The sequence below is a fragment of the Streptomyces sp. NPDC018000 genome (genome assembly GCF_044328025.1).
GTDB lineage: Bacteria > Actinomycetota > Actinomycetes > Streptomycetales > Streptomycetaceae > Streptomyces.
This window is the reverse complement of the sequence record NZ_JBIRGM010000025.1, coordinates 50,301-61,138: the sequence shown is the minus strand read 5'-3', so window position 1 is coordinate 61,138 and position 10,838 is coordinate 50,301. Positions and strand designations below refer to the sequence as shown.

The window sequence follows — 10,838 nt, the reverse complement described above, 5'->3', positions numbered from 1 at the left end:
CATCTGGGCCGAGCTGGCACTGCCCCGACCCGACGGGCCCCCGAACGGCACAGCATTCCCGAACATCCTTGACGCGGAACTCTGACCGCCGGGTCTGCCAAAGCCTGTACGCGCCCAGGCCCAAGACCTCGTCCCCCGCTCGATTCCTTCGCACGCAAATCGCTCGCCGAACAGGCTGTCGCTCTGCTTGGCTCGCCCAATGAGTGATCTCCACATCCGTTGCGCCAACCTCACAGATATCGACGCCGTGTTGCAGTTCTGGCGCGAAGCCGCGGAAGGAATGAGCATCAGCGACGACTACGACGGGGTGGCGCGACTCATCTCACGAGATCCCGGGGCCCTGCTTCTCGCAGAGCGTGACGGATTTCTCGCGGGAACCGTCATAGCCGGTTTCGATGGTTGGCGATGCTCCGCCTACCGGCTGGCCGTACACCTGGACTGCCGCCGGCAAGGCATCGCCACCGCCTTGATGGAAGCAGCGGAACAGCGATTCGCCTCTCTGGGCGGGCGACGGGTGGACGCCATGGTCCTGGAAACCAACGAACGGGCACATCACACGTGGGCTGCGGGTGGCTACCACCGCGAGGATCACTGGCGGCGCTGGGTAAAGCCCCTCACAGACTGACGCGATCACCCGAAAGGGTGGACCGCTTTGCTGATCCTTTACGATGGATGGTCTCCTGACCGATTCTTCCGAAAGGTGTGAGCGTCCGCCCATGGGCGAGCCTCCCAGTAGAAACCGCCGACATCGAGCGGTCCTCCTGCCCCTGCCCGATCATGGGACGGAGGTGAATCGATGACCGAGGTGCTTCTGCTGCTCGTGGCGGTATTGCTCTCGCTCGCCTGCGGCGTCTTCGTCGCGGCTGAATTCTCTCTGACGACCGTCGAGCGCGGTCAGCTCGAACGAGCTGTGGAGCGGGGTGAGCGCGGCGCGGCGAGCGCCATGAAGGCCGTACGCAGCCTCACTTTCCAGCTCTCCGGCGCACAGCTCGGCATCACCGTCACCAACCTGGTGGTCGGCATGCTCTCCGAACCATCCATCGCGAAGCTGATCCGCGGTCCCGTAGAGGCCGTGGGCCTGTCCCCCAGCGTGGCGTCCTCCCTGGCCCTAGTCCTGGGAACCGCGCTGTCCACCGTGTTCCTGATGGTCGTCGGCGAACTCGTCCCGAAGAACTGGGCAATCTCCTCCCCACTCGCCGTGGCGAAGGCTGTGGCGCCCCCGCAGCGGGCCTTCACCGCCGTCTTCCGCCCGTTCATCAGCCACCTCAACAACACCGCAAACCGGATCGTGAGCCGCTTCGGCCTGGAACCGGCCGAGGAGCTGGCCTCCGCCCGCAGCCCGCAGGAACTGGTGGCGCTGGCCCGGCACTCGGCGAAGGCGGGCGCGCTGGAGGCGGACACCGCGGAACTGTTCGTCCGCACCCTCAACCTGGCGGAACTCACGGCCGAGAACGTCATGACCCCGCGGGTGCAGGTCACCGCGCTTGAGGTGCAGGCGACCGCCGAGGACGTCGCGAACGCCACCCGGGCGACCGGGCTGTCCCGCTTCCCCGTCTACCGGGGCAGCCTGGACACTGTCGTTGGCGTGGCGCATATCAAGGACGTGCTGGCCATCCCGGCCGAGCAGCGGCCCCGTACACGCGTCTCGCAGATGCTGCGCGAACCGCTGCTCGTACCGGAGACCCTCACCGTGGACCGGCTCCTGGACCGGCTGTCCGGCAAGCTTGCCATGGCCGTCGTCATCGACGAGTACGGCGGGACGGCCGGTGTCGTGACTCTGGAGGACATCGTCGAGGAGGTGGTCGGCGAAGTGCGCGACGAGCACGACCCGCACGAGACGCCGGACCTGGCACCAGCGGGCGAGGACGCTGACGGACGAACCCTGTGGTCGGCCGACGGCGCCGCCCGACTCGACCAGCTGAAGAGGATCGGACTGCGGGTGCCGGACGGACCGTACGAGACACTCGCCGGGCTTGTCGCCACCGAGGTCGGCCGCATCCCTGCCGTCGGTGATTCGATCGAGTTGGCTGGCTGGCGGGTCGATGTGGTGGATGCCTCCGGGCGCCGTGCCGCGCGAGCCCTGCTGCATGCGCCGCTGCCCGGCGACGACGAGCAGACGGAGGACGCACGATGACCGTCGTCCAGCTTTTCATCGGACTGATGACCCTGGTCGTCAACTCCTTCTTCGTCGCCGCAGAGTTCGCGCTGATCTCCGTACGCCGCAGCCAGATAGAGCCGGAGGCCGAGAACGGAAACCGGCGGGCGCGAAGCGTGATCTGGGGACTCGAACACGTATCGGCGCTGCTCGCGGCGGCACAGCTCGGCATCACCCTCTGCACACTGGTCCTCGGTATCGTCGCCGAACCGGCCATCGCGCATCTGCTGGAGCCCGCCTTCGACGCGGTGGGCGTGCCGCACGGACTGATCCATCCGATCTCGTTCGTGATCGCGCTGTCCGTGGCGACGTATCTGCACATGCTGCTCGGCGAGATGGTGCCGAAGAACATCGCCCTGGCCGAGCCCGTACGGGCAGCACTGCTGCTCGGACCGCCGCTGGTGACCCTCGCCAGGGCGCTGCGACCGGTGATCTTCACCGTCAACGCCTTCGCCAACGCGCTGCTGAAGCTCCTGCGGGTGGAGACGAAGGACGAGGTGTCCGCCACGTTCTCCGACGACGAACTGGCCCGGCTGGTGAAGGACGCCGGGGACGCCGGGCTGGTCGACGACCGTGCGGCCGAGCGGCTGCACCACGCCCTTGAGCTGGGCCGTCGCCCAGTGCGGGATGTGGTGATGCCGGTGGAGCGGGTGATGTACGCGAGGATCGGTACAACGCCGGAACAGCTGGAACAGCTCTCGTACGAGACCGGTTTCTCGCGTTTCCCGGTGATGGACAGCGAGGAGCGGATCCTGGGCTACCTCCACGTGAAGGACGCCCTGGACGCCACACCGCGCGATGTACCGTTCCCCGTGACGGCGATGCGGCCGATCGCCCGGGTGCGGGCCGCCACACCGCTCGACGACGTGCTGACCGCGCTGCGACGCAGCCGCACACATCTGGCGGCGGTTCTGGACGAGGACGATCGACTGGCCGGAATGGTCACGATGGAGGATGTGCTGCGCGAACTGGTGGGCCGGCCGCAGGCGCACTGATCGGTGGGCGGGGGCCGCTGGGTCGAGGTGCGGGTTCGGCCGCGCCCGGGTTCGGCCTGCGGCTGGCTCCGAGCAACTGAGGGCGCGACCGCCGACAGCGCGCTGCCACGCTCAGTATCTGGCCGGCGCCTTCTGGGAGAGGTCGAACTGGGAGAGGCCGAACTCCACCGCGATACGATCGCACCGCCATGGAAATGAATGCCTCCTACACCAGTCTTGTCGCGGTCGGCGACTCGTTCACCGAGGGCATGTCGGACCTGCTGCCCGACGGCTCGTACCGGGGCTGGGCCGATGTCCTCGCCGGACGGCTCGCGGCCCGTACTCCGGGATTCCGCTACGCGAATCTCGCCGTGCGGGGCAAACTGATCGGCCAGATAGTCGACGAGCAGGTTGATGCGGCCGCCGCCATGGAGGCCGATGTCATCACGCTGGTCGGCGGTCTGAACGACACACTGCGGCCCAAGTGCGACATGGGCATGGTCCGCGACCGGCTCGAAGAGGCCGTGGAACGTCTCGCGCCCTCGTGCAGGAAGCTTGTGCTCATGCGCAGCCCCGGTCGCAGCGGCCCGGTGATGGAACGTTTCCGTCCGCGGATGGAGGAGCTGTTCTCCCTGGTCGACGAGTTGGCGGCCCGCCACGGAGCATCGGTCGTCGATCTGTACGGCGCGCCGGCCCTGGGCGATCCTCGCCTGTGGGACATCGACCGGCTGCATCTGACGGCCGACGGGCACCGCAGGGTGGCGGAGGCAGTCTGGCAAACGCTGGGGCTGCCGCCGGAGAACGACTGGCGGACGCCGCTCCCGGCCGCCGTACCTCCGAAATGGGCGGTACGACGCGTCGACGACCTCCGCTTCGCCCGCCGTCACCTGATGCCGTGGATCGGGCGCCGCCTGACCGGCCGCTCGTCCGGGGACGGGCGGACAGGCGCCCAGTACAGCGCCGAACTGGGGAGGGCGTTCTGGGTCACTCCCGAGGATGCCCACGACCCCGGCCCGGTGGCGACGTGGCTCCCGGTGAATGCGACCCCGCTCTCGTAGCAACCCACAAACCGGGCCGCGGCGCTGGCCTGCACAAACCGCCAGTAGAATCTGGACACGTGACTGCTGTGTCTGCGAAGCCTCGCATCCCCAATGTCCTGGCCGGCCGCTACGCCTCCACGGAGCTGGCCGTCCTCTGGTCCCCCGAGCAGAAGGTGAAGCTGGAACGCCGGCTGTGGCTGGCGGTGCTGCGTGCTCAGAAGGACCTCGGGATCGAGGTGCCGGACGGTGCCCTCACCGATTACGAACGTGTCGTCGACCAGGTCGACCTGGCCTCGATCGCCGAGCGCGAGAAGGTCACCCGTCACGACGTCAAGGCCCGGATCGAGGAGTTCAACGCCCTCGCCGGTCATGAGCAGGTCCACAAGGGCATGACCTCCCGTGACCTCACCGAGAACGTCGAGCAGCTTCAGATCCGGCTCTCCCTGGAGCTGATGCGCGACCGCACGGTGGCAGTCCTGGCCCGGCTCGGCAAGCTGGCGGGCGAGTACCGCGAGCTGGTCATGGCCGGCCGCTCCCACAATGTCGCCGCGCAGGCGACCACGCTCGGCAAGCGCTTCGCGACCGCGTCGGACGAGCTCCTGGTTGCCTACGAGCGGCTCGAGGACCTGCTGGGCCGCTACCCCCTGCGGGGCATCAAGGGCCCCGTGGGCACGGCCCAGGACATGCTCGACCTACTGGGCGGCGACACCGGAAAGCTCGCCGAGCTGGAGCAGCGCATCGCCGCGCACCTCGGTTTCGCGCAGGCCTTCACGTCGGTCGGCCAGGTCTACCCGCGCTCGCTCGACTACGACGTGGTGACGGCACTGGTGCAGTTGGCCGCCGCGCCCTCGTCAGTCGCCAAGACGATCCGTCTGATGGCCGGGCACGAGCTGGTGACCGAGGGCTTCAAGCCAGGTCAGGTCGGCTCGTCCGCGATGCCGCACAAGATGAACACCCGCTCCTGCGAGCGCGTCAACGGCCTGATGGTCATCCTGCGCGGTTACGCGTCGATGACCGGCGAACTGGCCGGCGACCAGTGGAACGAGGGCGATGTGTCCTGCTCCGTGGTCCGTCGCGTGGCGCTCCCCGACGCCTTCTTCGCATTCGACGGTCTGCTGGAGACCTTCCTGACGGTGCTGGACGAGTTCGGGGCGTTCCCGGCCGTCGTCGCCCGTGAGCTGGACCGCTACCTGCCGTTCCTCGCCACGACCAAGGTCCTGATGGGTGCGGTGCGCGCCGGTGTCGGCCGTGAGGTCGCCCACGAGGCAATCAAGGAGAACGCGGTCGCCTCGGCCCTCGCCATGCGTGAGCAGGGCGCCGAGCGCAACGAGCTGCTCGACAAGCTGGCCGCCGACGAGCGCATCCCGCTGGACCGTGCACAGCTGGACGCGCTGATGGCCGACAAGCTCTCCTTCACGGGAGCGGCGGGAGACCAGGTCACCGCCCTGATCTCCCGCATCGAGGAGATCACCAAGCAGCACCCCGAGGCCGCCGGATACACGCCGGGCTCCATCCTCTGACGGCCACCACCGCAACCGGATGACTCCCGAAAAGCTCCGGGCCGCCCGCGACCGCACCGTTCCCGATGTGGTCGCGGGCGGCCTGCGTGTTCTGTTCTGCGGGATCAACCCCAGCCTGATGACAGGGGCAACAGGCCACCATTTCGCCCACCCCGGCAACCGCTTCTGGCCGGTACTCCACCGGTCCGGCTTCACCCCTCGGCAGCTGAAGCCGGCAGAACAGACCGAACTGCTGCAATACGGCCTGGGCATCACCAATGTGGTCGCCCGGGCCACCGCACGGGCGGATGAGTTGTCCACCGAGGAGTTCCGCGAGGGCGGACGGATCCTGGAAGCCAAGGTCGAGCAGCTGCGACCTCAGTGGCTGGCAGTCGTGGGGGTCACTGCGTACCGCACCGCCTTCGGCAAACGAACCGCCCGGATCGGTCCGCAGGACCACACAATCGGCGGCGCCCGCGTCTGGGCCCTCCCCAATCCCAGCGGCCTGAACGCCCACTGGACCGCTCAGACGATGGCGGAGGAGTACGGGCGCCTCCGCGCCTCCCTCGAATGCGGCGACGCCATCACCATCGAAGGGCCCTGACACCCCTGCGCCTGCGCGGCGGCGAGACGCCGATGGCCGCCGCCTGGTCATGGTTGTGTGCGTGGCTGTCGTCGCGCCTTGGCCGTGACCAACCACGGAATGGGGAGTCGGGACGGCGGCTGGTCCGTCCCTCATTGGCCGGAGCCTTCGGGCGAGAGGGCCCTCAGCCGGTCGGCACGACGATCGGGGCCCGTCCGAGTACGGGGAAGTTGGGCCCGCCGCAGCTGGCGACTGCCGGGTCCGTTGCAGCGGGCTGGTGCCAGCCCAGCACGGCGAGCGACGACGGGGCCATCGCGGAGGGTTGGTGACAGGGCCCGTCCGCAGGGTGCGGCTCGCGGGCCGGACACGGCGGACGGATGCCGCGTTCCGTCTCATCGGGCAGCAGCCTGCTCACGTCACGGCGGATCAATCTCCGTCACTACGACGCTCAGCTCGCAACCGGGTCCTTCTTCTTCCAGGTAGAGCCCCATGGCGACCCAACGGTCCTCGATCCGCCAGAGCTGGAGGTACTCGCAGCCCGCAACTGTCTCGACCCATGCCTCCGGAATCTCCTCACCGTCCATCATCCGCTCCTGCGCACTCCACAGACTGACCGTCTGCGGCTTGCCCCAGCGACCGGCGAGCAGCGTCAGCAACGTGTCATGCTCGGCGAGGCACTGGGCACGGTGCTCAAGCCGCTCCACCTCGTCTCCGTCCCAGTGATCGATGTCCGCATGCAGGAACGCTGTGTGATAGCCGGGCCCGCTGACTTCCGAGCCTGACCGGATGCGCTCCGCGGGGAAGTCCCGGGTACGCATTCCGTCGATGAGGCGGAGGTGGTGTGCGGTGGTCATGCGGCTAGTAAACCGTCCGGCACTGACAAGCCGCCTCGCATCATGGGATGTGAGGGGATTTCATCCGTCTCGCCCCTTCTTCGAAGGCATGGCAGCGGGCTATACGTCCCTGCGCCGAATCGCCCACCAGCCTGCCAGCAGTGCGGCCGCCGCCCACGCCGCCGCCACTGCAAGTCCGCTCCATGGTCCAAGACTGCCTTCGGGGTTCTGCTGGAGCACCAACTGTCCTGCTCGGTCGGGCAGATATTGTGCCGCACCACCAGCGACATCACCGATCACGAAGGAGACGATGAGGATGAACGGAATGAGCAGGCTGAGCACGGCCACGGCGCTGCGGAGCAGTACCGTCAATCCGGCTGCGAACAGGGCCATCAGGGCCAGATATATCCCTCCGCCGAAGGCTGCCCTCAGGGCACCCGGCTCCCCCAGGCCGATCGCGTACTCACCCATGAACATCTGTCCCACCGTGAAGGCGCTGAAGCTGGTGACAAGGCCGACGACGAGAGCCGGCGCACCGACGAGCGTCATCTTGGCCGCGTAGAAGAGATTGCGACGCGGCACGGCAACAAGCGATATCCGCAAGGCGCCGTTGAGGTACTCGGAAGAGATCGCGGTTGCCCCGAAGCTGATGGCCGCGATCTGGCCGAAGTTCAATGCGTAGAAGGCGTCGAAGAGCGGCTCGGCGTCCGCGTTGTCCGCCTCGGCCTGACCGACGGTGGCGAATGCGAGCACCGTGATGGCAAGCGTCACGAGCAGGACCGCTATCAAGGATCCAACGACGGACCGCACCGATCTGATCTTGATCCATTCGGAGCGCAGCACTGCGGTGGTCGACATGGTCAGGCCTTCCGACGGTTGGTGGATGAGGTCGCCACGGAAGCGAATTCCGTGGCGTCGGCGGTGAGGTCGAGGTAGGCCTGTTCCAACGTGGCCTGCTCGTCGACAAGTTCAAGGATGGGAATGCCTTCGGCGGCGGCTATCGCACCGATTTCCCCGGCCTTCGCACTCTCGACGGTCCAACGACCGTCGTCGCCCTGCGCAGGCTCATATCCCTTACGGATCAGGACATCACGCAGCCGAGTGGATTCGGTCGTGCGCAACCGCACCCGGGGCCGGCTACGGGAGTCCAGGAAATCCTGCATCGGCAGGTCGGCGAGGAGCCGGCCCCGGCCGAGGACCACCAGGTGATCGGCGAACGATGATGTCTCGTTCATCAGATGGCTGGAGACCAGGACCGTGCGGCCCTCTCGGGCGAGCCGCTTCATCAGCTCGCGGATCCAGATGATGCCTTCCGGATCCAGCCCGTTCGACGGTTCGTCAAGCATCACGACCTCCGGGTCACCGAGCAGGGCGGCCGCTATGCCCAGCCGCTGCCGCATGCCGAGTGAGAACGTCTTGATGCGCGTTCCGCCGACTGCGCCGAGGCCTGTCTCCTCCAGGACTTCCTCCACTCTGCGCGCACCCATGCCGTTGCTGACCGCTAGGGCCAGCAAGTGGTTCTGCGCGGTGCGCGAGCCATGGGCAGCCTGGGCATCGAGCAGGGCACCTACCCGGCGCAGCGGATCAACAAGCGTGGCGTAGGGCTGCCCACCGATCGTGGCCGTGCCGCCGCTGGGCCGGTCCAGGCCGAGAACGAGTCGCATGGTGGTGGACTTACCAGCGCCGTTGGGGCCGAGGAAGCCGGTGACACGGCCGGGTCGCACGCTGAACGTGAGGTTGTCCACGGCGCGGGTCGTGCCGTATTCCTTGGTGAGGTCATGGACGTCAATGCTGGTCATGTCCTCAGCCTCGCGGTCGCGCCCGGTGGCTGGCCTCCCCCGGAAGTGGGGATCATCTCCCCCGCTCGGGGGAGCCGCCTGGCCCGTGCGGACTGACACGATGACAGCATGTTCCGCTTTCTTCGCCCGCTGGCCGCATCTGTCACCTACACCCGGTGGCTACATCTCCTCATCCCGGGAGCGGTCTGCAGCGTGTGGCTGTTCATCTCCATGGACACACCGTGGTTACCCGCGGTCTTCGCTGTGCCGGTGGGGTTGTTGCCCGGTATGCGGCTGGCCGAGGGGGTTCAGGCCCAACTCCTGCTCACGCCTGCGGAGCGGGGCAGACCCGGCGCCGCAATCTCCGCAACCGCTGCGGGCTCCTGGGCGGATCGCTGGAGAACAGTGCTGTGGCTGGAGATACGCCTGCTGCTCGCCGTCGGCGTCTGGTACGCAACGGTGTGGCTGCCGGCGACCGCGGTTGACCTCGTTCTTACCGCAGCGGGGGCAGGCCCGAGCGGCGATTGGCTGGTCCGCGGAGTGGAGCCGCGCTGGTGGTACGCGCTGCTGGCACCTCTGCCCATCCTGGTGCTGCTTGCCGTGGTCGCGGCGGGCGGAGAGCTGATCACTGCGACCGCCCGTCGGCTCCTCGGTCCCTCACCGGTGCAGCGTTTGACCGCTCTGGAGGAGCGCACCGAGCAGTTGCTGGAGCGCAATCGCATCGCACGGGAACTGCATGACTCGATCGGGCACGCGTTGACGGTCGCTGTCGTGCAGGCGGGCGCTGCCCGGGCGGCTCACGACCCGGAGTTCACCGAGCGGGCACTAACCGCGATCGAGGAGACCGGCAGGGACGCGCTCGACGATCTGGAGCGGGTTCTGCGGGTGCTGCGCGAATCGGGAACACCGGTGGGGCAGCAGCCGACGCTCGCGGAGGCGGACCGCCTCCTCGACTCCGCGCGCGGTTCGGGGGCAAAGATCGATGCAGACGTGTCCGGTCCGCTGGAGCAGGTTCCGGGGGCGGTCTCCCGCGAGGGGTACCGCATCCTTCAGGAATCCCTCACCAATGTGCTCCGTCACTCCGGGGCGGTTCCCGTCCGGGTGCGAATCAGCGTCACGAACGGCCGACTGGAGATGGAGGTGACCAATCCGCTCACTGATTCGACGGGTACGCCGGGTGGTGGGAGTGGGCTGCGGGGCATCCGCGAGCGGGCCGCGCTGCTGGGCGGAAAGGCCAAGACAGGTCCGTACGACGGCGAATGGAGGGTACACGCAAGTCTTCCATTGAACGGCCTAGGCTGATCTGATGCCGATTACTGTTCTTCTGGTCGATGACGAACCTCTCGTCCGCGCGGGGCTGCGCGCAGTTCTTGAGGCTCAGCCCGATATCGAGGTGGTGGGCGAGGCTGGTGACGGCGCCGCAGTGATCCCTTTGTTGCATCAGCTGCGCCCCGATGTGGTGGCCATGGATGTCAGGATGCCGCTGATGGATGGCATCGAGGCGACCCGGGTGGTGTTGCGGACTGTGCCGGAGCCACCGAAGATCCTGGTGGTCACCACATTCGAGAACGACGAGTACGTGTACGAGGCGCTGCGCGCCGGAGCGGACGGTTTTCTCCTCAAGCGTGCGCGGCCCACCGAGATCGTGCACGCAGTACGCCTGGTCGCAGCGGGCGAGTCGTTGTTGTTCCCGGCGGCCGTCCGGCAACTCGCCGCCGAGTACGGCACGAGCAGGGCACGGGCAGCCATGGACCGGGCATCGCTGACCGAGCGTGAGGCTGCGGTCCTCCGGCTGATGGCTCGTGGCCTGTCGAACGCGGAGATCGCCGCCAAGCTCGTGGTCGGTGTCGAGACGGTGAAAACCCATGTCAGCGCCGTACTGGCCAAGTTGGGTGCGAGGGACCGTACCCAAGCGGTGATCGCAGCGTACGAGTCGGGGTTCGTCACTCCGAGCTGAGGGCCGCCGGCCCCGGATA

11 protein-coding genes are annotated in these 10,838 nt (G+C 67.8%); 8 read left to right on the top strand and 3 right to left on the bottom strand.

Annotation, left to right across the window (positions count from 1 at the left end):
- The first annotated feature begins 199 nt into the window (after positions 1 to 199).
- From ACH4EW_RS29160 to mug, 6 genes are all read left to right on the top strand, one after another.
- On the top strand, positions 200 to 625 hold the full coding sequence (locus tag ACH4EW_RS29160) for a GNAT family N-acetyltransferase (protein ID WP_398261977.1): 426 nt from the start codon (positions 200 to 202) through the stop codon (positions 623 to 625).
- A 171-nt stretch (positions 626 to 796) separates the two neighbouring features.
- Positions 797 to 2,134, top strand: a complete 1,338-nt coding sequence (locus tag ACH4EW_RS29155) for a hemolysin family protein (protein ID WP_398261975.1) — start codon at positions 797 to 799, stop codon at positions 2,132 to 2,134.
- Positions 2,131 to 3,150 (top strand): hemolysin family protein, encoded by a 1,020-nt coding sequence (locus tag ACH4EW_RS29150; protein ID WP_398261973.1) that lies wholly within the window; start codon positions 2,131 to 2,133, stop codon positions 3,148 to 3,150. The genes ACH4EW_RS29155 and ACH4EW_RS29150 overlap by 4 nt, the downstream gene beginning before the upstream one ends.
- A gap of 188 nt (positions 3,151 to 3,338) precedes the next feature.
- Positions 3,339 to 4,187: an SGNH/GDSL hydrolase family protein gene (locus tag ACH4EW_RS29145; RefSeq protein ID WP_398261971.1), complete on the top strand. Its 849-nt coding sequence runs from the start codon at positions 3,339 to 3,341 to the stop codon at positions 4,185 to 4,187.
- Positions 4,188 to 4,246: 59 nt separating this feature from the next.
- Positions 4,247 to 5,689 (top strand): adenylosuccinate lyase, encoded by a 1,443-nt coding sequence (purB, locus tag ACH4EW_RS29140; protein ID WP_398261969.1) that lies wholly within the window; start codon positions 4,247 to 4,249, stop codon positions 5,687 to 5,689.
- 19 nt (positions 5,690 to 5,708) lie between these two features.
- Entirely contained in the window at positions 5,709 to 6,272 is a 564-nt protein-coding gene (gene mug, locus ACH4EW_RS29135; RefSeq protein WP_398261967.1) for a G/U mismatch-specific DNA glycosylase, read from the top strand.
- A 395-nt stretch (positions 6,273 to 6,667) separates the two neighbouring features.
- Here mug and ACH4EW_RS29130 read toward each other — a convergent pair whose 3' ends face one another.
- From ACH4EW_RS29130 to ACH4EW_RS29120, 3 genes are all read right to left on the bottom strand, one after another.
- The gene (locus tag ACH4EW_RS29130; RefSeq protein ID WP_398261965.1) at positions 6,668 to 7,105 is read right to left on the bottom strand and encodes a hypothetical protein; all 438 of its coding nucleotides are present in this window, start codon (positions 7,103 to 7,105) and stop codon (positions 6,668 to 6,670) included.
- Positions 7,106 to 7,204: 99 nt separating this feature from the next.
- On the bottom strand, positions 7,205 to 7,942 hold the full coding sequence (locus tag ACH4EW_RS29125) for an ABC transporter permease (RefSeq protein ID WP_398261962.1): 738 nt from the start codon (positions 7,940 to 7,942) through the stop codon (positions 7,205 to 7,207).
- 2 nt (positions 7,943 to 7,944) lie between these two features.
- Positions 7,945 to 8,883, bottom strand: a complete 939-nt coding sequence (locus ACH4EW_RS29120; protein ID WP_398261960.1) for an ABC transporter ATP-binding protein — start codon at positions 8,881 to 8,883, stop codon at positions 7,945 to 7,947.
- A 108-nt stretch (positions 8,884 to 8,991) separates the two neighbouring features.
- Here ACH4EW_RS29120 and ACH4EW_RS29115 point away from each other — a divergent pair, with 108 nt between their 5' ends.
- Together ACH4EW_RS29115 and ACH4EW_RS29110 are read left to right on the top strand one after the other, a co-directional pair.
- The gene (locus ACH4EW_RS29115) at positions 8,992 to 10,164 is read left to right on the top strand and encodes a histidine kinase (protein WP_398261958.1); all 1,173 of its coding nucleotides are present in this window, start codon (positions 8,992 to 8,994) and stop codon (positions 10,162 to 10,164) included.
- A 4-nt stretch (positions 10,165 to 10,168) separates the two neighbouring features.
- Positions 10,169 to 10,819, top strand: coding sequence for a response regulator (locus ACH4EW_RS29110; RefSeq protein WP_398261956.1), 651 nt, complete (start codon positions 10,169 to 10,171; stop codon positions 10,817 to 10,819).
- Positions 10,820 to 10,838 lie beyond the last annotated feature (19 nt).